The sequence below is a fragment of the Streptomyces sp. NPDC002130 genome (assembly GCF_040296465.1).
Classification (GTDB): domain Bacteria; phylum Actinomycetota; class Actinomycetes; order Streptomycetales; family Streptomycetaceae; genus Streptomyces.
This window is the reverse complement of the sequence record NZ_JBEOXI010000084.1, coordinates 1-23,472: the sequence shown is the minus strand read 5'-3', so window position 1 is coordinate 23,472 and position 23,472 is coordinate 1. Positions and strand designations below refer to the sequence as shown.

The window sequence follows — 23,472 nt, the reverse complement described above, 5'->3', positions numbered from 1 at the left end:
GCCCGTTCCATGAAGTACTTCGTCGCGTCAGGCGAGGACCTACGGCTCACCGCCGACTCGCGGCAGGCCCTGCGCGGCAGTTTCATCGAGCTGTCCGACGGCGTCACGCACTACGAACTGACCGGCCCCGAGGACGGGGAGGTGGTCGTGATGGCGGGCGGACTGACCATCCCGCTGTTCTACTGGGACGGTCTCGTCACCGAGCTGCACGCCCGCGGGCTGCGGACGCTGACCTGCAGCGCGTACGGCCGGGGCTACTCGGACCGGGTGCGGGCGCGATACGACGAGAGTCTGTTCGCGCGGCAGCTGTCCGAACTCACGGACCGGCTCGGCCTGACCGTGCGGCCACTGCACCTCGTCGGTACCTCCATGGGCGCGTTGGTCGCCATGACCTACGCCGCCCAGCACCGATCGTCCGTGTCCACCCTCACCATCGTCGGCCCCGCCGGCCTCGCGAAACCGCAACTGACCTCCCCGCACCGGCTGCTGCGCAGCGACCTGCTCGCCGGTCTCGTCGCCCGGCGCCGCGGACGTCAGATACTCCGCGGTCACCTCGGGCACAACGTCCGCGACCCCGAACTCGGCGCGGCACTCACGGAGATGGTGCTCGACTCCTTCCGCTTCGAGGGTTCGCTGTACGCGGTCTTCGACACGCTGCAGCACCTGCCCGTCTCCGGCCGTGACGATCTCTTCCGCCAGACCGGGACGCTGGGCATCCCCACACTGCTCCTCTGGGGCGACGAGGACAACGTCACACCACTGGTCCACTTCGACACGGCACGGGCCTTGCTGAAACCCCGTCACCATCATGTGATCCCGGAATGTGGGCACATGGCCCCGTTCGAACAACCCGACAACGTCGCCGACCGGATCGCCCCGTTCGTGACCGCACAGAGCGAGAGGCTCGACTCGTGAACGACCGGCAGGTCATCGACGTCCTGGTCGTCGGTGCGGGGCCCTCGGGTGCCGCCGCGGCGGTCGACCTCGTGCGCCGGGGACTCGACGTACGGATCGTCGACAGGTCTCCCCAAGCCTTCGACGGCTCCCGCGCCAAAGGCGTCCAGCCCCGCAGCCTCGAAGTCCTCGAAGACCTCGGCGCCCTGCCCGACGTGCTGGCCGGCGGCAGCACCTACCCCAAGCTCGGGATCCATGCCGGCCCCCTGGCCGTGCCGTGGAAGATGTTCCCCCACAGGGAGGCGACTCCGGACGTCCCGTACCCGAACACCTGGCTGATCCCTCAGTTCCGCACGGACCGCGCACTGCACGCCCGGCTCAGCGAGCTCGGCCGTGAGATCGAATTCGGCAGGGAACTGACCGAGCTGACGCAGGACGAGGACACGGTGGTCGCGAAGGTGGCGGGCCCGGACGGCACGGAGGAGATCGTCGCCCGGTACGTAGTGGGCGCCGACGGCGGTTCCAGTACGGTGCGCAAGCAGCTCGGCATCGGTTTCGTCGGCACCACGGACGAGAGCGACCGGATGCTCATCGTCGACGCCTCGGTGACCGGTCTGGCCCGCAACCGGTGGCACATGTGGCCCGGCCGGGGCGGCAGGTTCATCGGCGCCTGCCCGCTCCCGCACAGCGACATGTTCCAGTGGATGATCCGTCTCACTCCGGACGAGGAACCGCCTGCTGAGAAGGACGACATCGTCCAGCGGATCCACCAGCACACCCGCAACCGGGGCATCCGGTTGCACGACATCCACTGGACGTCGGTGTTCCGGCCCAACATCCGCCTGGCGGAGAGTTACGGCCGAGGGCGGGTCTTCCTCGCCGGTGACGCCGCGCACGTCCACACCCCGGCCGGCGCCCAGGGCCTGAACACCGGCGTGCAGGACGGCTACAACCTCGGCTGGAAGCTCGGCCAGGTCCTCGCCGGAGCGGACGCCACGCTGCTCGACACCTACGAGGCCGAGCGGCAGCCGATCGCCGCCGGGGTCCTGGGCCTGTCAACGGACAAGTGGGGTGGCATCGCCAAGCTCGACCCGTCGAGCATGAAGCGGGGCAAGGACGAGCAGCAGCTCGCCCTGACGTACTACGGCGGCCCGCTCGCCCCCGCCGACGGGATGCGCACCGGGACACTGCGTGCGGGCGACCGCGCGCCGGACGCCGAACTGCTCCGCGCCGACGGAACCGGGACCCGGCTGTTCGACGTCTTCCGCGGGCCGCACTTCACCGCCATCGCCTACGGACCGGGTGCCGCCCGGGACCTCGAACTGCTCGCCTGGCCGACGGCCGGCACCCAGCTGAAGCGGCTGACGATCGGGACGACCGCCGCCGACGGTCTCGACCTTCTCGACTCGAAGAACACGCTGAAGGGCGCTTACGGCCTGACCGGCGACACCCTGCTGCTGATCCGTCCCGACGGCCATGTCGGGCACATCGCCACTCGGGACTTCCTCACCACCACTCGATCCGCCGCGCGGGCAATGACGCCATGAGCAGCAAGGAGCCGCACCATGTCCCATCAGCGCCGCCCATCTTCCCGTTCGGGGGCCACCGCATGAGCCGCGTACTGCTGCGCGGGGCGCAGGTCATCACGATGGCGCCGGGCCGTCCCGACGCCGAACATGCCGACATCCTCGTCGACGGCGACCGTATAGCCGCCGTCGGCGAGGACATCGACGCATCCGGCGCCGAAGTCGTCGACTTCTCCGGCCGCATCGTCATCCCCGGCCTCGTCAACGCCCACTTGCACACCTGGCAGACCGCGTTGCGCTCTGTGGGCGCCGACTGGACTCTGATGGAGTACCTCACCCACCTCCACGGCGCGTGCGCCGGCCACTACACCCCTGCCGACCTGCACATCAGCAATCTGGTCGGCGCACTGAACCAGCTCAACTGCGGTACGACCACCCTCGGCGACTGGTGTCACAACGCCCTCTCGCCCGAACACGCCGACGCCGCCGTCGAGGGCTTGGCCCAGGCCGGGATCCGCGCCGTCTTCCTGCACGGCACGGCCTACCGGTCACCGGACACCCCCCACCCCCTCACCGAGATCGACCGGCTGCTCGACGGACCCGTCCGCGACCGCGCCCTCCTCACCCTGGGCATGGCACTGCAGGGGCCGCAGTACTCCTCGCCCGACACCGCGTTGGCCGATTTCCGAGCCGGCGCGGAACGCGGCCTCGTCGTCTCGATGCACCAGAGCGGCGGAGAACCCTCCCCCGGCTGGGAAGCCGTGCACGCCGCCGGACTGTTCAGCCCTCTGACCAACATCGTGCACGGCATCGACCTGCCCGACGACTGGATCGAGACGCTCGTCGAGGCAGGTGTCACCTTCACCAGCACCCCGGAGAACGAACTGGGCCAAGGACATGGCACACCCATCACCGGGTCGCTGCTACGCCTGGACGCGGCGCCCTCCCTGGGCACCGACATCGACACCGCCGTGCCCGGCCATCTCCTCACGGCCGCCCGCATCGCCCTGGCCCACCAGCGCAGCCTGGACCACGCCGAGCACCGACAGACGACAGGCATGCACGCCGGCACCGCTTCGGTCACCGCCAAGCAGGCACTGGCCTGGGCCACGGTGGAAGGGGCGAAGGCCCTGGGTCTCGCCGACCGGGTGGGCCGGATCGAGGCGGGCATGCAGGCCGACCTGGTCGCCGTCGACGCCCGGGCCCTCAACCTGTGGCCGGCACACGACCCGGTCGCCACGGCCCTGCACGCCGACATCGCCAACATCGAGGCCGTGATGGTCGCCGGCACCTGGCGCAAACGCGATCACGCCCTGCTCACGTCGCGACTCGACGAGGCCAAGGACGAGCTCCGCGAGTCCGGAGAGCGGCTCTTGCGCAGCATCGGGCCCACAGGCAAGCAAGGCTGACACCCGCAGCAGCCTTCGAGCAGGATCAGCGCCGACGGGCGCGGCATTCCGTGCTCCTCGGCGTGGCGGTCCCCGCCCCGGCCCTCGGATCCACGCGCCGCCCCCACACAACAAGGTGACGTGAACAGCACCGTGACGCCGACGGCACGCACAGCCCGTGATGCTCTGCGCCAGGAACAGATCGTCCATGCGCAGGGTCAAAAGGAGCGAGAGGCGTGTACGGCGCTCCCCGTACACGCCTCACCGGTGTGCGACGTGTGCCCGGTGTTCGGCCAGCACATCCAGTCCGAAGTCGGAGGTGAGGTCACGCCACACCGAGTGGGCGTGGTTCGCGTGGCGTTGGGTGTTGTCGTACTCGATCAGGATGCGGGCGTCCTGCACCCGGTAGTAGTGCGGTTCCCCGACATCCGTGCTGCCTGCCCAGCCGAAGTGGACCCTGTCGAGGACGGTGTCAGAGGCGTAGTGGGCGTCGTAGGAGTGGGCGAGGAACTCGGGTGCCCGTCCGGTGTAGAGGGCTACGAGACGGCGCAGCAGGTGCCGCTGCCTCTCGTCGAGGTCGCGGCCGCTGATGCCCTGCGGGGGAAACGTGATGGCCACTCGCGCGTGGTCGCTCTCGGTGTACCCGCTGCCCGCCTCCGCCCGGCGGTCGATGTCGTCGACGATCCGGTCCAGGTCGGCATCTTCGAACTGTCCCCGCCACAGGTCCTGCATGTGCATCATCGTGTCGCCGTGTCGGACCCGTGGCCGGTTGCCGGAGACGATGTCGGACACGGCGGAGGGGTGGAGCAGAGCTTGCCGGAACTGGTCCGCGTCGAGACGGCGGGCCAGTTGACGTGCGGTGTCCTCGGGACCCTGAAGTGGGCGCAGGGTGCCTCCGAGCAGTTCGGTAGTGGCAGGGTCGGCGCCGATGAAGCAGGGCGTTGTGGAGACGAGCCGACCGGCGACGACGAGGTTGTTCAGGGAGATGTGGTGGCCGCCCAGTCGCCATGCCCAAACACGGTCACCGGGGCGGCCGAAGATCCGGAGCCAGTACAGACCGGGATCACGCCCGCGTTGCCGGCCCCAGTCAACGGTCCATCCTTCCACCTGGTCCAGTACGTTCTCGAGGCCCATCACGGTGGCGACCGTGGCGTAGCCCGCGGTGGACAGTCCGGTGGCCACCAGTTGCATGGCGAGGCTCTGTTGGCTGGGGCCCTGGTCCCGGATGGCGAGCCCGCCGTGATCCGTGGGGGTGTAGAACCAGCGCAGGCGCTCGGCCTCCGCATCCGGGTGGAGCGGAGAATCATAGGCGGCGAGCGACAGTTGTTCCTCGGTCAGACTGCCCAGCCAGGCAGCAGCGGCCTCGGCCATGGCGGCCGCCGCCTTCTCCCACCCGGCTGCCCGGACGTCGGATCCCGGCCCTGCTTCATCACCGGACACGGGTGGACTCCGGGTCCTCGGAGATGTCCAGCATGACCTTGATGGCGTTGCCCCGGCGCTCGGCGTAGGTGTCGAAGGCCTCGGAGATGTCGCTCAAGCCGAAGTGGTGGGTGACCAGTTCCGCGGTGCGGAGTCGGCCGCGGGCCGCGAGGGCCACGGCACGGGCCAGCGAGCCGGTGCCCTCCCCGCGGACCGTCTGGATCGAGATACCGTTCATCACGGCGTGGTTCAGGTCGGCCTGCACGGGCTGCTCGAAGAACCCGACCAGGACGACCTTCCCTGACCGTTTGGCCATGCGCAGCGCGTCGTCCACCGCACTCGGAGCGCCCGAGCATTCCAGGACGATGTCGACGCCGATCCCGTCGGTCGCATCCCGGACGGCGGCAACGGCGTCCTCTGCCCGGGAGTTGACGACCAAGTCCGCGCCGAAGGACGTGCCGATGGCCAGCCTCGCTTCCCGGGTGCCGACCAGGGCGACGGTCCTTGCCCCGAGTTCACGAGCCACCTGCGCCGCGAGCAGACCTATCGGCCCGGGACCGACCACGGCGACGGTAGACCCCACGAGAAGGGTGTCCAGCACGTCGAATGCGTGCATCACGGTACCCACGGTGCTTAGGACCACCGCCGCGTCGAAGCCGACGGTGTCCGGCAGCCGGTGAAGGGTAGCCACGTGATTGAGCGCGTACTGGGCGAAGCCACCGTTGACGGTCATCCCTTGCGCTCGGTGTCCAGTGTGTCGCAGGCCGTAGTTGAGGCAGTCCGTGTAGGACCCGGCCAGGCAGTTGGCGCAGCGCATGCACCCGCGGTGAGCCTCCGTCACGACCCGGTCGCCGACGCGGAGTTCGTCCACGGCGCCGCCCACCGCGGCGACGACGCCCGCGTATTCGTGGCCCGGGACGAACTCGCCGGCAGCGGGGCCGCCGTCCTTGAAGAAGTGCCGGCTACGGATCTTGAGGTCCGTTCCGCACAGGGACGCCCTGCGGACCTGCACCAGGACATCTTCCGGCCCCACCTGCGGCACCGGCAGCGTCGTGACGGCGAGGGTGCCGGGTTCACCCAGCACCGCGGCCTGCATGGTTTTCGGCAAGGACATAGGGGCCTCCAGTCACGGCCATGAGCATGCGTCGGAAATCGGCAAAACGAAACAGCCCTTTTCCCCACACCATCGTGCCCGTCGACAACACCGATTTCCCATACCCGACGCATAGGCATCCCTTATGCACATCGCGAGTAATTCCTATTGGAGGCTCACCGCAGACCCATGGCAGAGTCGCCCTGAAATGGCGGACATCGCCGCCAGCCGTACGGCCGGAGAACGGGGCCCCGCCCGAGGAGTGAAGCTGTGGATCTGGGAATCTCAGGCAAGACCGCACTGGTGCTGGGCGGAGGTGGGGGTCTCGGCGGCGCCATTTCGCAGGCCCTCGCCGCGGAGGGCGCCGGTGTTGCCGTGGCGGACATCAGTCCGCAGGCTGCCGAGCGCACCGTCGAAGCGGTGGCCGAGGCAGGCGGAAAGGCCGTGGCCCTGAAATGGGACCTGGGCGATCTGGACGCGATCGACCGGCACATCACGACGGTCGAGAGGGATCTGGGCCCTGTGGACATCCTGGTCAACAACACGGGAGGACCGCCGCCCTCGCCGGTGGGCGGGCAGGATGCGGAGATCTGGCTGCAGCACTTCCGGTCCATGGTGCTGCCGGTGATCGCGATCACCGACCGGGTCGCGCCCCTGATGAGGAGCCGCGGCTGGGGCAGGATCATCACCAGCGCCAGTTCCGGCGTGATCGCCCCCATACCCAACCTCGGGCTGTCGAACGCCCTGCGTGGCAGCCTGCTCGGCTGGTCCAAGACGCTGGCCCGGGAAGTGGCGGCCGACGGCGTCACCTGCAATGTGGTCGTTCCCGGCCGGATCGGCACCCAGCGGACGAAGGTCCTGGACCAGGCCAAGGCCGAGCGCGAGTGGAGGTCCGTCGAGGAGATCTCCGCTGAGAGTGTCGCTTCGATCCCCGTGGGCCGCTACGGTGAACCGCGCGAATACGCCGCTGCCGTCGCTTTTCTCGCAAGCAGTCAGGCCTCTTACATCACGGGCTCGGTCATTCGTGTCGACGGCGGTCTCATCGCGAGCCTCTGAAAGCAGGAACAAGAAGTCAAGGAGGCGGAAATGGCAGCGCTGTCCCGCGACACCACCGGCGTCTACGCCATCGCACCGACACCCTTCGCCGAATCGGGTGCGGTCGACTTCGATTCACTCAGCCGGCTGATCGATTTCTACGGATCCGCCGGTGTCACCGGATTGACCCTGCTGGGCCAGATGGGTGAAGCCCCCAAGCTCTCCCACGACGAGAGCGTGCGCATCGTCCAGTACGTCATCAAGCGCACCGACCTGCCCATCGTCGTGGGCGTCTCCGCACCCGGCTACGCCGCCATGCGGGCCCTGACGGCCGACGTCATGTCAGCCGGCGCCGACGGTGTCATGATCGCTCCGCCGAACACACTGCGGACCGATGACCAGATCGTGAGCTACTACGAGGGAGCGTCGGCCGCCATCGGCGGGGATGTGCCGTTCGTGATCCAGGATTACCCGCTTTCCTTCTCGGTCGTCATGTCCCCCACCGTCATCGCCCGCATCGCCGGCGTCGCGCCCGGATGCGTGATGCTGAAACACGAGGACTGGCCCGGCCTGGAAAAGATCAGTGCCCTCCGGCAGTTGCAGGCCGACGGAGCGATGCCCCGGCTGTCGATCCTGTGCGGAAACGGCGGCCTCTTCCTGGACTTCGAGACGGAGCGCGGAGCCGACGGTGCCATGACGGGCTACTGCGTGCCCGAACTCCTCGTCGACGTGGTACGCCACACCACCGCCGGCGACCGTGACGCCGCCCATGACATCTTCGACGCCCACCTCCCACTGCTGCGCTACGAACAGCAACCGGGCGTCGGCCTGGCGGTGCGCAAGTATGTGATGAAGCGTCGCGGCATCCTGGCATCCGACAACCAGCGCAAGCCCGGAGCAGCACTGTCTGCGCGTGCCCGCAGCGAGGTCGACTACCTGCTCACCCGGCTGGCCCGCAAAGACAGCAGGCTTGTGGTGACGGCGTGACTCGCGATGACTCCCCGTTCCGGGGTGCGCCGCCCGGTGCCTGCTCACCGCCTGCGCGACGTGCGACGCCCACTCCAGTAGTTTGATCGAATGCAGCTACGTCAGCTGGAGTACTTCCTCGCCGTGTGGGAGGCGGGCTCCTTCAGCGGAGCGGCCGCGCGGCTCTATGTCACGCAACCCTCACTGTCCCAGCAGATCGGAGCCCTGGAGAAGGAGCTGGGCGCGGTCCTGCTGGAGCGGGGCAGACAAGGGGTGACGCTGACCCCGGCCGGCCGGGTCTTCCTGCCGCGGGCGCAGCAGGTCCTCCGCATCGTCCAGAACGCCCGGGACTCCGTACGAGAGGTGGTCGAGGGCCGCAAAGGCGACGTTCACGTCCTGACGGTACGATCCGTCGCCTCGGGCATCCTGCCGGCCTCCGCGGCCCGCTGGCACTCGACGTACCCCGCGACCGTGCTGCGGCTGCACGACTACTCGCACCGCCGGGACCTCGAAGAAGCCATGCGCAGCGGACAGGGCGACATTGCGGTGGGTCCACGACCCCGCCCGTGGGAAGGGCCGGTCCATTCCCTCGGGTACGAGGAGATGGTGGTGATCGGTTCCGCCGAGTACCCCGCGGACGCGTCCGCGAGCCCGGCCGAACTGGCCGCCGCCGACTGGGTGCTCTACGAGCCGGAACAAGGCATGAGCGAAGTGATGGACCGACTGGCGGGCCACTTCGGGTTCACTCCGCGCGCCGTGGCACGCACCGGCCAGGTGTCGGCGGCGCTCCTGTTCGCCGTCGAGGGGATCGGTGTGACGGTGGCACCGGAGAACGCGGTGCCTCTGCGCTGGTCGCGCCATGCACGGCGGATCGGGTCCGGGTACTTCCGGGAGCTGGTGGTTTTCAGCAGAAAAGCCCCTTCCCAGCTGGCAGAACGCTATCGGGACATGCTCACCTCTGTGGAGCTGCCTCTGACCTTGGAGCGGGATCTGCCCGAAGGAGCAATCAGTTTGCAGAACTCGCCAGGGTGATCGCGCCGCTCTGTCAGGCCTCGTCGCGCAGGTGGGCAAGCCCGCTGAGAAGAAGCTCGAGACCGAAGGAGAACTCTTCCTCGATCGGAACGGGCAACACCCCGGCAACGGTGACGGTGGCCGGGAACAGCTGCGGATCCACGCTCTGGAAGACGGCCGCCGGCGGGGCGTCGTCGGACTGTCCTGCGCCGCCACGCCCGTTGACCTGTACGGCGAACCCGAGGACGAAGCGGGCCAGGGTCGCAAACGCGTACGCCGCGACTCGCGGCGGGAAGCCACAGTCGAGCAACACCGCGACGCAGCGCTCCCGCAGCGCCATGGCGTTGGGTCCCAGGGGAATCTGCTCGACCAGCAGGCGCGCCGCGTTCCGGTGCCGGGCCAAGGCGTCGAACATGGTGTGCGCGACAGTCCGCAGCGCCCGCTCCCAGCCCAGTGCGGCGAGTTCGTCGCCGTTCAGCTCCACGCTGCCGAACATGCGGTCCACGACATGGGCGACCAGCGCTGCCCGGTTGTCGAAGTGCCGGTACAGCGTCGCCGTGCCCGAGCCCAGACGTTGGGCCAGCGTCCGCATCGAGAGAGCGTCCGAGCCCTCCTCGTCCACGATCTGCAGCGCTGTGGCGACGATCCGCTCCAACGGCACCGGCGGCCGCCCCGGGGAACGCCGAGCCGCTGTCGCGTCCGCTCGCGCAGACACAGGATCCACCACGGAACGTCCCACCTCCTTGGCCAGCACCATAACAGTAACGCCGTAGCCGATATAGAGGCCGCCGAGCGGACGGACGCCTGATCAGTTTTCCCGGCACGCGGCGGCGGAGGGTCGCTGCACTGGCAACTGTCGTCTCCGATGCCGTGGACAGGCCGATGACGTTCGGGTGCCCTTCGCGGCCCGCCAGGCAGCAGTCCTGCACAGCCACCACCGACGGCGCTTCGGCGAGCCTCCTCGGCACGCCGCGGCCGAATTCCCGCCTGCACAGACCTTGACACCTTCTCGCCGAGCGGCAAAGAATTCCCGCTGCAAACACAGGAATGAAACGATTCAAAATCGGGCGTCGCCGCATCCCCTCTTTCCCGGTATCCAGGACGCCCTCCAACCCCCGCATCACCGCACACCGACGGTAGGAGCCCGCATGCCCTCTGTAACGCGCCGGTCCATCCTGTGCTCCGCGATAGCCGTGGCACTCACGCCCACCCTCGGCTCGGTGCTTGCGCCGGATCTGGCTCCCGTGGCGTCGGCCGCCGTCTCCTGGACCGCGAAGTGGATCTGGGCTCCGTCCAGCTCGACGAACCAGTGGGTGGCGTTCCGCAGGTCGTTCACCCTGGGTTCCGCACCGTCCAAGGCGGTGACGCAGATCGCGGCGGACTCCAAGTACTGGCTGTGGGTCAACGGCACGCTCGTCGTCTTCGACGGACAGCTCAAGCGCGGCCCCGACCGCACCGGCACCTACTACGACGAGATCGACCTCGCCCCGTACCTCACGAGCGGTCGCAACACGGTGGCGCTGCTGGTGTGGTACTTCGGCAAGCAGGGCTTCTCCCACAGCAGCAGCGGCAAGGGCGGCCTGCTCTTCCAGTCCGACATCACCACCGGTTCCACCACCACCCGGCTCGTCAGCGACACCAGTTGGAAGCACATCGTCCATCCGGGCTACTCCAACAACACCAGCGGCACCCAGGTCAACTTCCGTCTGCCCGAGTCGAACGTCTACTACGACGCCCGCAACGCCACCGCCATGACCGCCTGGGAGTCGGCCGGTTTCGACGACAGCGCGTGGGGTGCCCCCACCGACTTCGGAGCCGCCGGTGCCGCGCCCTGGAACGACATCGTCCGTCGGCCGGTCCCCCAGTTCCGGTACTCGGGCCTGAAGTCCTACGGCAACGCCTCGTCGCTGCCGTCCACGGGACAGGGCGCCACCGCCATCACGGCCACCTTGCCATCGAACCTCCAGGTCACGCCCTACTTGAAGGTGGACGCTCCGACCGGCGCGGTGATCGGCATGCAGACCGACCACTACGCCGACGGCGATGGCCTGACCGGCCTCACGCCCGGGGCGGAGAACAACATCCGCGCGACCTATGTCTGCAAGGGCGGGGTCCAGGAGTTCGAGGCGCTGGCCTGGATGAGCGGCACGGCGGTGAAGTACACGATCCCCACCGGTGTCACCATCCTGGATCTGAAGTACCGGGAATCCGGCTACGACACCGACTTCACCGGATCGTTCAGCAGCAACGAGGCGTTCTTCGACACCCTGTGGGGCAAGGCGGCGCGCACGATGTACGTCAACATGCGCGACACCTACATGGACTGCCCCACCCGCGAGCGCGCCCAGTGGTGGGGCGATGTGGTCAACCAGCTCAAAGAAGGCTTCTACACCTTCGACACCCGCTCCCACGCCCTCGGTGCCAAGGCCATCGCCGAGCTGACCGCCTGGCAGAAGCCCGGCGGCGTGCTCTACTCGCCGATGCCCTCCACCATCTGGACCGCCGAACTGCCCGTCCAGATGCTCGCCTCGGTGTGGGCCTTCGGCACGTACCACCTCTACACGGGCAACTCCGATGCGGTCGCCGGCACCTACCCGGCGGTGAAGGCGTACCTGAACCTGTGGAGCCTGGACTCGGCCGGGCTGGTCAACCACCGCGCCGGGGACTGGGACTGGGAGGACTGGGGCACCAACATCGACGCCCGCCTCTTGGACAACTGCTGGTACTACCTGGCCCTGGGCACGGCCATCACCCTCGCCGGTCTCAGCGGCAACAGCGGCGACGTCGCCTCCTGGCAGGCCAAGCGCGACAGCATCAAGGCCAACTTCGACCGCGTCCTGTGGGACACGTCCAAGAACGAGTACCGCTCACCCGGCTACACCAAGGACACCGACGACCGCGGCAACGGTCTCGCCGTCGTCGCCGGCCTCGCGCCCGCCTCCCGACACGCAGCGATCACCGAGGTGCTGCGCACCCACCTCAACGCCAGCCCCTACATGGAGTTCTACGTCCTGGAAGCGCTCTACCTCATGGGGGCGGCCACCGTCGCCGAGGAGCGGATGCGCAACCGCTACGCCGCCCAGGTCGCCGACCCCACCTGCCACACCCTGTGGGAGATATGGGACAAGTCGGGTGGCACCGACAACCACGCCTGGAACGGCGGCCCCCTGTACGCACTGTCCGCCTACGCCGCCGGCGTCCGTCCCACCAAGCCCGGCTGGACCACGTACGAGGTCATCCCGCAGACCGGCACCCTCACGAAGATCAACACGGTCACGCCGACCGTCAAGGGCGACATCCGCTTCGGCATCACGCGCGACGGCGACCAGGTCACCCTGACCCTCACCTCCCCGAGTGGGACGACCGCGCGGGTGGGTGTTCCGACGTACCGCGGCTCATCCCCGGTCATCAAGGCCAACGGAACCACCGTCTTGACGGGGGGCGCCGCCACTGGCAGCGTCTCAGGCCTCAGCTACGCGAGCAAAGACTCCTCGTACGTCTACTTCACCCTCCAGCCGGGCAGTTGGACGTTCACGGTCACCGGCGCCGGCCGCCTGGACAACCTCGCCCTCGGCCGGCCCGTCACCAGCAACAGCAGTCTGGAGAACAGCGACTGGGGCAAGAACCGGCTCACCGACGGCAAGCTCACCAGCGTGACCGGCGCCAAGGGCTACACCAGCATCGACTTCCCCTCCCCCGACGTCAGCGCGAGCCCTGTCTGGGTGGAGATCGACCTCGGTGCCGACACCGACCTCGACGCCGTACGACTCTTTCCCCGCACCGACACCCCGACGGTCGGCGGCGGCACCGCGGGCTTCCCCGTCGACTTCACCATCCAGACCCGCCCCGAGGGGTCGAGCACCTACACCACCGCCCGCACGGTCACCGCCGAACCCAACCCGGGCGGACTCTTGCAGACGTACGGGTTCAGAACCACGACCGCCCGCTACGTCCGTCTGCACGCCACCAAGCTCGGTGCACCTCCTGTCGACGAGACCACCAAGTACCGCCTCCAGCTCGCCGAACTCACGGTCCCCACCGCCGCGACCGCCGTCACCGCCAACTACACGCTGGAGAACGGCGACTGGGGCAAGACACGCGTCCTCGACGGCAAGCTCACCAGCGTGACCGGCAGCAAGGGCTTCACCAGCATCGACTTCCCCTCCGCCGACGTCAGCACCACCCCTGTGTGGATCGAGATCGACCTCGGCGCCGACCGGGCCATCGGCTCCGTCACCCTCCACCCCCGCACGGACGCCGGCGCAGCGAGCGGCGGCACAGCGGGCTTCCCCGTCGACTTCACGATCCAGACCCGCCCCGCCGGGTCGAACACCTACACCACCGCCCGCACCATCACCGCCGAACCCAACCCGGGCGGAGCCGCTCAGACGTACACCCTCACGGCCGCCACCGGCCGCTATCTACGCCTGAAGGTCTCCAAGCTCGGCAAGCCCGCCTCGGACGAGACCAACAGGTACCGTCTCCAGCTCGCCGAGATCCGCATCAAGTAGCAGGCCATCCGTAAACGGGCGGCGGTCTCCGCCGCCCACCACCCCGCAGGAGCCGAATGGCCTCCACTTGAGATCCGGCAGTCCGTGCAGGGCGTCTAGGTGCCTGTCGTGTATCCCAGGATTCGAGTAGCTTTGGGGCCTACGCTGGCCGGGTGTCCGATGGCGCCGGGCGGGTCGGGGAGAGGGTGTGCGGGGGCTGCGGTGAACGGCTGAGGCGGGACGCACGGCCCAGTGCCGTGTACTGCTCGCCGGCATGTCGTTCCAGGCAGTGGCGCCGCGACCGCCGGTTGCGCAAGCGGGGGGCCGCGGAGTTCAAGGGTGAGGGTCTGGCTGGGTGCCCCGAGTGCGGGGCGACTTGGGTGGCCAGGGTGGACCGCACTCATCACCTGGGCCGCGATCACCCTCATGACCAGGCGCATCACCCGCCGAAGCTCCCGCAGGAACGGACAGCCCGCCGCCCACGCCGCCCAGCGGGATTGATCGTTCTCAAGGCCAGGACATTCACCTCGCCCCTGCCACCGGCCGGGTCACCACTCTCCCGCCCCGGGCCAGCCACTGTCAGCGGCATCACCTGCCCGGCGTCACCCCTCGCCCACGAAGGCCACGATCAGGCACCCGAAAAGCCGATACCCCTGGTCTTCGAGGGGAAGACCAGGGGCCGGATGCCGCCTCACGGGCGAGGAAGCGTGTCCAGGAATCGGTGGAGGGAGGACGTCATGCTCTCCACGAAGAAATCACGGGTCTGTTCAGGGACCCGGTCCAGAGACAGGTATGGGTTGAGGTCCTCCAGCTCGACGAGGAGCAGTTCGCCGTCCTGGGTGCGGCAGGCGTCTACACGCTGGATGCCGTGGTCGATCGTGTTCCAGTCGATGAAGCGCCGGGCGAAGGCGAGGCCGGCGTCGGTGGGCTCGTAGGGTTCGAGGACCCAGCGCCGCTCGGGGTCGGGGGCGTTGAGGGCGTACTGGAAAGTGTCGTCGACGAAGTAGAAGGACACCTCGTACCGGAAATCGATGCGCGGTTGGACGAGGATGTCGCCGTAGGCGAGCTCGCCCAGTTGTCTGCCGGGGACGAAGGTCAGGCCGATGGAGTCCGCGCCCGCCTTCGGCTTGACCGCGTACTGTCCCACCTCGGGCAGCAGGTGCAGGTCTTCGGGCCTGTCGATGGTGGGGATGACCGGGTATCCTGCGGCCGTCAGGTCCAGCAGGTACTGCTTGCCCGCCATGTCGCCCCGGCCCGACAGCGGGTTGTAGACCTGGGTCCTGCGGGTCGTTGCCTGGTCCCGGAAGGCGTCGTACTCCTTCTGGTAGTGCAGTACGGGTCCGCTATTGCGGACCACGACTCCGTCGAAGCCGTCCATCAGCGCGGCGGCATCCAGCGGGTGGCACAGGGCGATGTCGAAGGCGTCCCGCAGTCGGGAGCTCAGGAAGATGTCCTCGTCGCAGTAGCGCCGCCCCCGGGCTTGGTAGGCGAGGTCGGTCACGAACAGAAGTTTGCGGCGGTCGGGCATCGCGGATCTCCTCAGGTCGTTCAAGGAATCTACAGCGGTGCGAGCGTGCGACCAGGCTCGCCGTCGTGTGCAGGCCTCCGCATGCGCGCGATCCTTCGGGCCGACGCCACGACCCCGTGACATCAATCCCATCAACATTGATCACGCAGCTGGCCGGCGAGTGACTCCCGAACTCGTGTCGAAACTGCATCCCCGGAAGGTGACACAGTCAACCACCCACGCCAGCGCAACGGTCCACACCGTCTCCTGCCCTGAGGTTCAGATTCAGGTACTAAAGGATGAGCGGACGCGTTTCCCCCGGGGTGCGGCCGAAACGGCTTCGGAAGACACGGGTGAAGTGGGCCTGGCTGGCGAAGCCCCAGCAGTGGGCGACTTCGGCGATCGTCAGATGGCGGGAGCCCGGATCGGCGAGCACCTGCCGGGCCTTGCCGAGCCGCTGTTCGAGAATGTAGCGGGAAGGGCTCACCCCGGTCGGCTGGAAGATACGGCTCAGGTGCCGCGCGGACACTCCGACCGCTTCGGCGACCCTTCCCGAACTCAGCCCGGGGTCGGCAAGGCCCGGCGTATGTAGTCCTTGGCCACCGCAAGCTGGGAGAACGCAGCGGGCGGCGCGGAACCGCCGAGAGTAGGTGCGGCCAGCGTGCGGACGAAGTCCAGTACGGTCGCCTGGGTGCTGACCGAGTCCTCGCCCCCCTCCCCCGTCACCCAGTCGGCCAGGAGCGCCTACAGCGCGGAAGTCTGCGCACCTTCGGCCGCCGACGTCCTGCCGAGCAGTATCGGCGCGGACACCTCGCCGGAGGCACATTGCGCGGCGAACACCTCACGGCGGATGTCGACCAGAAGTTGCCGCATGGGAGAGGGAAAACCGAACAGGATGTCGGCCCAGGAGTTGTCCTTGACGTTGATCCACAGGGGGCGCGAACCCACGGTGTCGCTGAGCGGCGCGTAATACCGGTCGTCGTCGGTGGCCACCTGGGGCAGATAGACCTCCGGCTGTGCGTCGGGCTTCATCGAGTCGGTGATCGGCTTGAGGTCCTTCCAGAATTCCGACTTGGCTTCCTCGGGCATGTTTCGGCTCCTGTTCGTCGAGGTGGCCGATAGTGAACCCTTAGAACCGAGCCCGGGTCTTTCCCATGGCGGACATGGCGGATTGCCTGTTCGGGACATGCGCGGGCCGCACCCGTCGACCGCGTTACCACCCCCCTTGAGTGATCTCGGTGAGGTGGGACGCACGGCTCAGCGGCGCATGATCACAACGGGCGCGACATGACCGGCCGAGCGGTCCCCGCGACGGCACGACTCGACGGCTGATTCACCGCCGGACGGCCGCCGCCTCGACGGGCTCGACCGCTACGTCCGCCATGCGCGTGACGACGCACGGCATGGTGCATTAGGTCACGAGCCGGTACACCGCGGCTGCGGCGTGCCCACCGGGCCGGCCGCGGTGAAGCCGAACGACGTGGTGGCGTCCGGTGCAAGGGAGCCGTTGTGGGCGGCATTGCGGACGGTGGCCCGGCCCTGGGCCGCTGACAGAGAGCCGTTCCAGAGGCTGGTGACGGTGGAACCATTCAAGTCCCAGGCGACAGACCAGCCGGTGAGTGGGCCGGTGCCGGTGTTCTTGACCGTGACCTCCGCCTGGTAGCCGCCGGACCAGGACGAGACGGTCTTGAACTCGGCGACGCAGGTCTCGGGCGCGGGCTGCGGGCCCGGGCCCGGTCCGGGGTTCGTGGCGTAGGTCAGGCCGTGACCGTACGGGAAGAGAGGGTTCTTGCCGTCGCCGTCGTTGATCGGTTGCTGGGACGCGCTGCGCATCCAGGTAATGGGCAGTTTGCCGCTGGGCGCATGGTCGCCGAAAAGCACGTCTGCTACTCCGCTCCCCTCCGTGCCCGGCAGCCAGGCCGCCAGCAGGGCCTTCCAGTCGGGCAGTTGGGCGGCGATGTCGAGTGGACGGCCGGAGACCAGGACCACTACGACAGGCACTCCGCTCGCCTTCAGCCTGGCGAGGGTCTGCAGGTCCTCCTGGTCCAGTTCCATGCTTCCGGGCCGGTCTCCACGCATCTCCGCATACGGTGTCTCTCCGACAACCGCCACGGCGACCGAGTAGCCGGCGTCGATGCCGTTGCCATAGCGGTTGTACGTGACCTGGGAGGAGCCGGCGGCGGCACGGATGCCCTGAAGGATCGTGGTGCCCTCGGTGATCGGGCCACTGCGGCCCTGCCAGCCAAGGGTCCAGCCGCCGCTCTGGTTGCCGATGTCGTCGGCGGACTTGCCGGCCACGAACAGCTTCGCGTTCTTGGCCAGTGGCAGGACGCCGCCCTCGTTCTTCAGCAGCACCTGCGAGGCGCGTACGGCCTCGCGGGCGAGCGACCGGTGCTCCGCGGATCCGACACCCGTCGTGTACGAGCGGTCGGTGAGCGGGTTCTCGAAAAGGCCGAGTTGGAACTTCTTGGTGAGGATGCGGCGGTTGGCGTCATCGACGCGAGCGACAGGGACCCGCCCGGCGGTCACTTCGGAGCGCAGCAGGCCGAGGAACTTCTTGTAGTCCTGCGGAACCATCACCATGTCCACGCCCGCATTGACGGCCGTGGCGATCTCCGCACCCGTGAAGCCGCTCTGCCCGTCCAGCTGGTCGACGGCGGCCCAGTCGGACACGACGAACCCGTCGAACTTCAGCTCGCCCTTGAGCAGGTCGGTGACCAGGTACCTGTGTGCATGCGATTTCACGCCGTTCCAGCTGCTGTACGAGAGCATCACCGAGCCCACGCCCCGCCGCACCGCCTCCTGGAAGGGCGGTAGGTGGATCGTGCGCAGCTCGGCCTCGGACAGTTCCGTGTCCCCCTGGTCGACGCCGCCGGTGGTACCGCCGTCACCGAGGTAGTGCTTGGCGGTGGCCAGCACCGAGGCGGGGCCGGCGCCCAGGGTCTCGCCCTGCAGTCCGGTGATGAACGACGTCATGGACGTGGGCAGTTCGGGCTTCTCGCCGAACGACTCGTACGTGCGACCCCACCTGTCGTTGCGGGCCACGCACAGACAGGGGGCGAAGGACCAGTCGATGCCGGTGCCGGCGACCTCCTCGGCGACCGCGCGCCCGACCCGCCGCACCAGGGCGGGGTCGCGGGCGGCGCCGAGGCCTATGTTGTGCGGGAAGATCGTCGCCCCGCGCACCGCGTTGTGGCCGTGCACGGCATCGATGCCATAGATCATCGGGATGGCGAGGGGGGTGCCGAGAGCCGTGCGCTGCAGTGAGTCGTAGGTGTCGGCCCACGTCCGGGCGTTGTTGGGGCTGACCGTGGAGTCTCCGCCGGAGAGCACCGAGCCGATGCGGTATGCGGCGAGGTCCGCCTGCGGCACCAGGGCGTCCTTCTCGATCTGCGTCATCTGCCCGAGCTTGTCGTCGAGCGTCATCCGGGACAGCAGGTCGGTGACACGGTCTGCCACCGGCAGGGCGGAATCCCGGTACGGCAAGGCCTCGGAGCCCGTCGAGGCGGCGGATCCACCGGCTCCAGCGGGCGGTGTTGCGCCGGTCAGGCCGATCACTGTGAGAGCGGCGGCGCACAGGGCGGCGACGAGCGCGGGACGTCGGGAGGACGGAGCGAGGCTCTGGCTCATGGCGTAAGGCCTTTCCGGGGGGGCGGCCGGAGGAGCGAGGGAGCGGAACGGTTGCCCCGGGGCCCACCCTTTCGGCATGGGAAGTGGAGGGCAGGCCCCGGGGCGGTCCGGTGAGGAGGTGGTGCGACGTGCCACACCGGGTCACACGCAGGCGGTGCCGTTCAGACTGAACCCGGTCGGCCTGGCGAACGAGCCGCTGTAGGTGGCCTGGAAGCCGAACGTCTGGCTGCCACCGGGCGCGATCTGCGCGTTGTGGCCCAGGCCGCTCGCCGTCACCGCCCCCGAGGAGGGGGAAACGGTGGCGTTCCAGGCGTTGCTGATCCGCTGACCGGAGGGCAGGGCGAAGGACAGCTTCCAGGCGTCCAGGGGGGACGAACCGGTGTTGGTGATCGTGACGTCGGCGGTGAAGCCGCCCTCCCAGACGTTCGGCGCGTAGGTCACCTTGCAGCTCGCCTTCGGGTCGCCGGGGTCACCCGGGTTGCCCGGGTTGCCCGAGCCGCCCGTGTTGACGGTCGACGAGAAGGAGTTCACCGCGAGTCCCGCACCGTTCTGCCACGGCTCGAAACCGGCCTGCACACTGGTCAGGTACCAGTCGTTCTGCGCCATCCCCCGGGAGACGGTCTGCCGGACGAAGTCCATGACGTCGAAGCTCCACCCGCTGATCGCCGAAGGGGCGACGAAGGAGATCACGTCGTTGGAGCCGTTGTTGCCCGTCCACACCTGCCAGCTGCGCCCGCCCACGGAGGCCGTGCCGCTCGGGGAACCGATGGGCTGGATCGAGCCCACTTTGTTGAACCAGATCATGATCTCGGTGCGGTTCACCCCGTCGGTGCGGGGCGTCGGATCGAGCCAGATGTCGTATGAGGCGTTGTACGAGGCGTCGCTGACGAAGCCGTAGGAGATGCTGCTGGGCGCGCTGCTGATGCCGTTGATCCGAGCCGGGAGGTTGGTACCCGGCGAGCAGTTGGTGTAGTGGCAGCCGTTGAAGACGGAGGGGTAGGACTTCGGGGCGCCGTTGGTGGGCACGGAACCGTCGGCCTGAGTGACACGGAAGCCGGTGTCGGTGGCGGTGACACACTGCGTCGCGCTGGTTCCCCAGCGGTTGTTCTGAACGACGTAGCGCCCCTGGATGATGGTCGAGCCGAATTGCTGGCAGATCGTGGTGTCGGCCTGCGTCGCCGGCGCGACGGCCACCAGGGCGGCCAGGGTGGCGAAAGCCGTGAGCAGCGCACCGAACAGGGTGCGCGCGGTGAGTGGGTGACGTGGTGACGATCGCATGTGGGGGCCTCTCCGGGAGAGTGGAGCGGAAGGGTGACGCACATTCGGAACGCCCCGCCCGAGGGATTTTGGGAGCGCTCCCATTCATTGCTTCGGTGACGGACTGTAGAAGCGCTCCATGTCCCTGACAACCCTTCGAACAGTGAACGTAGGGATCTGGAATTTCCAGGTCACGGGTCGACGGAAGGCGCAGTAGTGCTCGGCCTTCGGACCGCGGCGCGGGAAAGCCACACCGCGGATGCCGGCGTAGTGGTGTCCGGGAGGTGGTTCGACGCTGTTGAGACGCACGAGTTCACGATTCGCCCGAAAGCCGAGCCGTTGCGTGGGGAGGCAAGGCCAACCGGTTGCACCGTCTGTGCGCGTCGCGGTCCGCCGGGCCGACTCGTTCGAACCGGTCCCGGCGGACACTCCCCGTGTCAGGGGATTACGGCAGCGGCGGGTAGGCGTTCTGCATGAGCTGGCGGAACTGGGCGGAGAACCAGTGACCGGCCACTGGCGCGTTCGGCAGGGCACCGGTGGGGTTGTTGCCGTTGCGGGGGTTACCGCCGTAGGTGGGGTCGCACATCCGGTCGAAGCCCTTGCCCTCGTCGTTCGGGACGGCGGAGCTGGAGCCGTCGGACTCCCCCGGCGGCTTGACCCACACGTAGGCGTCGATGCCGGCGGCCGGAGCCGCGGTGTGCCGCTCGCCGAGGCCGGCGCCGCTCTGGTTGCACCAGTTGCCGGCGTGAATGCGCCGGTCGATGCGGCTGCCGTTGACGTAGTCGTCCACCGAGGTCTTCGGCCCGGGACCGGTCGGCCGTGCGGAACCACCCCAACCGTTGCGTGAGGTGTCTATGAGCATGCCCAGACCGGAGTTGAAGCCGGCCGCGACGAGCTTGTCCCGCAGGGCGAGTGCGAACGACTGCTCATCCACGTACTGGTTCCAGTCCACCCACTTGGACTGCCGAACCGTCTGACCGTTCACCGAGTCGGTGACCTTGTAGTGCGGCTCCTTGGTGGGGCTGGTGTTCGCGGTGTTGACGATGAACCCGGCCACGTCGTTCACGCTCGCGCCGTTGGTGGTGGCGGTCCTGTAGAACTCCTGCACCGCGGGGCCCAGGTTGCTGTCCCAGCCCAGCCAGCCGTGGTGACCGGCGTCGATGTAGTTGTAGACGTTCGGAATGGCGCCGAGCTTGTCGAGAGCGTAGGCGACGCCCTTTTCGTAGTTGCCGTTGGCCTTCATGGCCACGCAGGCGTCGGTGGTGGTGGGGGTGCCGCCGGCGTTGGTGACCAGGTTCGGCAGCGAGTCGGGCTCGATGACGGTGGCGACCCTGAGGGAGGCGTACTTCGACTCGGAGAGGATCGAGGCGATGGGGTCGATGTACTGGGTCTTGTACTTGTCGAGGTCGTTCGGGCCGAGTTCGCCGTTGGACGCGAGGGCGGCGCAGTCGCGTCCCGGAAGGTCGTAGATGACCAGTTGGATGACCAGGTCGCCGGAGCCCTTCTGCTTCAGGGCCTCGTCGAGGTGGGCGCGCAGACCCATGCCGCCGTTCACACCGTTGATCGCGGCGATGCGGTCGAGCCAGACGGCGGTGGGCTCGTCGGCGATGCGGCTGCCACCCGGCTCCGCGGCGGCCTTGGCCGACCACTCCGGGTTCACATAGGCCTTGGCTCCGACGTAGGGGTTGGCCACTCGGCCGTCGGTGCCACCGCCGTTGTCGCCTCCGTCTCCTCCGTCGCCCGGATCGCTTCCGCCATCGACGTTGCAGGTCACGCCGTCGAGAGTGAACGTGGCAGGGATCGCGTTGCTGCCGCTGTAGCTGCCCTGGAAGCCGAAGCTGACCGAACCTCCGGTGGCGAGCGTGCCGTTGTATCCCTCGTTGGCGGCGGTGACGGCGGCCCCACTCTGGCTGATCTTGGCGTTCCAGCCGTTGGTGACCCTCTGATTACCGGAGTACGACCACTTCACCGACCAACTCGACTTGGCGGACGCGTTGTTCGTGATGGTGACGGCGGCGGTGAATCCGGTGTCCCACTGGTTCTGCACCTTGTAGTCCACCGTGCAGGGCGCGGCGGCGGTGGCGGCACCGGCGGGTGCCGTGAGGAGCGCAGTACCGGACGTTCCGGTGAGGAGCGCGAGGGCGGCGAGCAATGAGGTCCTGGTGCGACTCATGACTGGGGGTTCCTTCTCCTTCGGGGATGTCTTCTGCTGTTCGATGCGCAGGCGATCACGCAGTCCGGTGCCGTACGACGGCGTTGCACCGTCGCATTCCGAGATCAGCGAGGCTCCGGTCACCGGCTGCTTCGCCGGGACGCCGGCACTTGCACACCCTGCGCGCCACCGAGGACGCCCCGTCCGAGAACAGGCCGTTGACGATGTGCAGGCGGTGGAGTGGTAAGCGCCTGGTACTGGCTTCCGGCAGGGGGCGCGCACGTCCGAGCGGCGCACCGCTTGTCGACGTGCCGACGGCGGTGCTGGTCGCCCCTCGGATCCTGCCGTGCGCTGCGAAACGGTCCGGGCTGATCCTTCACAGCGCCGACGGGTTCACACCCGCTCGATCCGGTGTGACGTGTGTGGAGGCTACGAGCTAGTTGCCGCCTACCGCGGCTGCGAGCAGTGAAGGTGGGGGGTGTCGCATGAGCGACTCCTTGCAGTTTGGCGCGCCTTGACCGGCGCGTCGACTGATGGAACCGCTCCCACTGGTGCGAGCAAGGTAGCGCCGAACGGCACGGTTGCCCAGAGGTTCTGCGAAACTTTCGATGAACTGAACCGTTCTCCGGCTTCGACTCTTCAAGCGACTTGACCGCTGTCATGCTCATCCCCATTATGGGAGCGCTCCCACTGACCAAGACTTGTCCTTCCCCGAGCCGCTAGCCGCTAGGAGGAACCAGTTCATGGATCCCGGACGCAATCGCAGAACAGTTCGGCGGGTGTGGACCGCCGTGGCGGCCGCTTTAGCCCTACCCCTGTCGATGCTGGCCACCGGCTCACCGACCGCGCAGGCGGCGGCACTTCAGTGCAGTGTCGACTACAAGACGAACGACTGGGGCTCCGGTTTCACCGTTGACCTCACCCTCACCAACCGCGGCACGGACGCCATAGACGGCTGGACCCTGACCTACGCCTACTCCGGCAACCAGAAGCTGGGCAACGGCTGGAACGGCACCTGGTCCCAGTCCGGCCAGAACATCACCGTGAAGAACGCCTCCCACAACGCGCGGGTCGCGGCGGGCGCCGCCGTCTCCACCGGTGCCC

At 68.4% G+C, this 23,472-nt stretch carries 18 protein-coding genes; 8 read left to right on the top strand and 10 right to left on the bottom strand.

Going from position 1 to position 23,472, the window contains the following annotated elements; genetic code table 11:
- The first annotated feature begins 9 nt into the window (after positions 1-9).
- From ABT116_RS18015 to ABT116_RS18005, 3 genes are all read left to right on the top strand, one after another.
- Entirely contained in the window at positions 10-915 is a 906-nt protein-coding gene (locus tag ABT116_RS18015; protein WP_351634189.1) for an alpha/beta fold hydrolase, read from the top strand.
- Positions 912-2,441 carry an FAD-dependent oxidoreductase gene (locus ABT116_RS18010; protein ID WP_351634186.1) on the top strand — a complete coding sequence of 510 codons (1,530 nt, stop codon included), beginning with the start codon at positions 912-914 and terminating at the stop codon, positions 2,439-2,441. Before ABT116_RS18015 ends, ABT116_RS18010 begins: the two co-directional genes overlap by 4 nt.
- Before the next feature lie 62 nt (positions 2,442-2,503).
- On the top strand, positions 2,504-3,829 hold the full coding sequence (locus ABT116_RS18005) for an amidohydrolase family protein (RefSeq protein WP_351634183.1): 1,326 nt from the start codon (positions 2,504-2,506) through the stop codon (positions 3,827-3,829).
- A 240-nt stretch (positions 3,830-4,069) separates the two neighbouring features.
- Here the strand turns inward: ABT116_RS18005 and ABT116_RS18000 are convergent, their stop codons facing one another.
- Both ABT116_RS18000 and ABT116_RS17995 read right to left on the bottom strand, forming a co-directional pair.
- Complete coding sequence (locus tag ABT116_RS18000) at positions 4,070-5,248, bottom strand: DUF3500 domain-containing protein (protein WP_351634181.1); 1,179 nt, start codon at positions 5,246-5,248, stop codon at positions 4,070-4,072.
- On the bottom strand, positions 5,238-6,341 hold the full coding sequence (locus ABT116_RS17995) for a zinc-dependent alcohol dehydrogenase (RefSeq protein ID WP_351634179.1): 1,104 nt from the start codon (positions 6,339-6,341) through the stop codon (positions 5,238-5,240). Before ABT116_RS17995 ends, ABT116_RS18000 begins: the two co-directional genes overlap by 11 nt.
- 249 nt (positions 6,342-6,590) lie before the next feature.
- On the opposite strand from ABT116_RS17995, the gene ABT116_RS17990 reads away from it, so the two are divergent.
- From ABT116_RS17990 to ABT116_RS17980, 3 genes are all read left to right on the top strand, one after another.
- Complete coding sequence (locus ABT116_RS17990; protein ID WP_351634176.1) at positions 6,591-7,376, top strand: SDR family oxidoreductase; 786 nt, start codon at positions 6,591-6,593, stop codon at positions 7,374-7,376.
- 30 nt (positions 7,377-7,406) lie between these two features.
- Positions 7,407-8,342, top strand: coding sequence for a dihydrodipicolinate synthase family protein (locus tag ABT116_RS17985; protein WP_351634173.1), 936 nt, complete (start codon positions 7,407-7,409; stop codon positions 8,340-8,342).
- A 90-nt stretch (positions 8,343-8,432) separates the two neighbouring features.
- Complete coding sequence (locus ABT116_RS17980; protein WP_351634170.1) at positions 8,433-9,353, top strand: LysR family transcriptional regulator; 921 nt, start codon at positions 8,433-8,435, stop codon at positions 9,351-9,353.
- A gap of 13 nt (positions 9,354-9,366) precedes the next feature.
- Here the strand turns inward: ABT116_RS17980 and ABT116_RS17975 are convergent, their stop codons facing one another.
- On the bottom strand, positions 9,367-9,993 hold the full coding sequence (locus ABT116_RS17975; protein ID WP_351634212.1) for a TetR/AcrR family transcriptional regulator: 627 nt from the start codon (positions 9,991-9,993) through the stop codon (positions 9,367-9,369).
- Between the two features lie 487 nt (positions 9,994-10,480).
- Between ABT116_RS17975 and ABT116_RS17970 the strand changes: the two genes are divergently transcribed.
- Entirely contained in the window at positions 10,481-13,843 is a 3,363-nt protein-coding gene (locus ABT116_RS17970; protein ID WP_351634167.1) for an alpha-L-rhamnosidase-related protein, read from the top strand.
- 670 nt (positions 13,844-14,513) lie between these two features.
- Here ABT116_RS17970 and ABT116_RS17965 read toward each other — a convergent pair.
- The 7 genes from ABT116_RS17965 to ABT116_RS17935 all read right to left on the bottom strand — a co-directional run bounded on the left by ABT116_RS17965 (position 14,514) and on the right by ABT116_RS17935 (position 22,389).
- Positions 14,514-15,350, bottom strand: a complete 837-nt coding sequence (locus ABT116_RS17965) for an ATP-grasp domain-containing protein (protein WP_351634164.1) — start codon at positions 15,348-15,350, stop codon at positions 14,514-14,516.
- Positions 15,351-15,621: 271 nt separating this feature from the next.
- Entirely contained in the window at positions 15,622-15,858 is a 237-nt protein-coding gene (locus tag ABT116_RS17960; protein WP_351634161.1) for a helix-turn-helix transcriptional regulator, read from the bottom strand.
- A gap of 29 nt (positions 15,859-15,887) precedes the next feature.
- On the bottom strand, positions 15,888-16,055 hold the full coding sequence (locus ABT116_RS17955; RefSeq protein ID WP_351634159.1) for a hypothetical protein: 168 nt from the start codon (positions 16,053-16,055) through the stop codon (positions 15,888-15,890).
- 18 nt (positions 16,056-16,073) lie between these two features.
- A complete protein-coding gene (locus tag ABT116_RS17950) occupies positions 16,074-16,418 on the bottom strand; it encodes a hypothetical protein (protein ID WP_351634156.1) in 345 nt (114 codons plus the stop codon).
- Positions 16,419-16,745: 327 nt separating this feature from the next.
- Complete coding sequence (locus tag ABT116_RS17945) at positions 16,746-18,959, bottom strand: glycoside hydrolase family 3 N-terminal domain-containing protein (RefSeq protein WP_351634153.1); 2,214 nt, start codon at positions 18,957-18,959, stop codon at positions 16,746-16,748.
- A 141-nt stretch (positions 18,960-19,100) separates the two neighbouring features.
- Positions 19,101-20,237: a glycoside hydrolase family 12 protein gene (locus ABT116_RS17940; protein WP_351634151.1), complete on the bottom strand. Its 1,137-nt coding sequence runs from the start codon at positions 20,235-20,237 to the stop codon at positions 19,101-19,103.
- 424 nt (positions 20,238-20,661) lie between these two features.
- Positions 20,662-22,389, bottom strand: a complete 1,728-nt coding sequence (locus ABT116_RS17935; protein WP_351634149.1) for a glycoside hydrolase family 6 protein — start codon at positions 22,387-22,389, stop codon at positions 20,662-20,664.
- Between the two features lie 722 nt (positions 22,390-23,111).
- On the opposite strand from ABT116_RS17935, the gene ABT116_RS17930 reads away from it, so the two are divergent.
- On the top strand, positions 23,112-23,472 hold a 361-nt coding region (locus ABT116_RS17930; RefSeq protein WP_351634146.1), incomplete at its 3' end, for a cellulose binding domain-containing protein.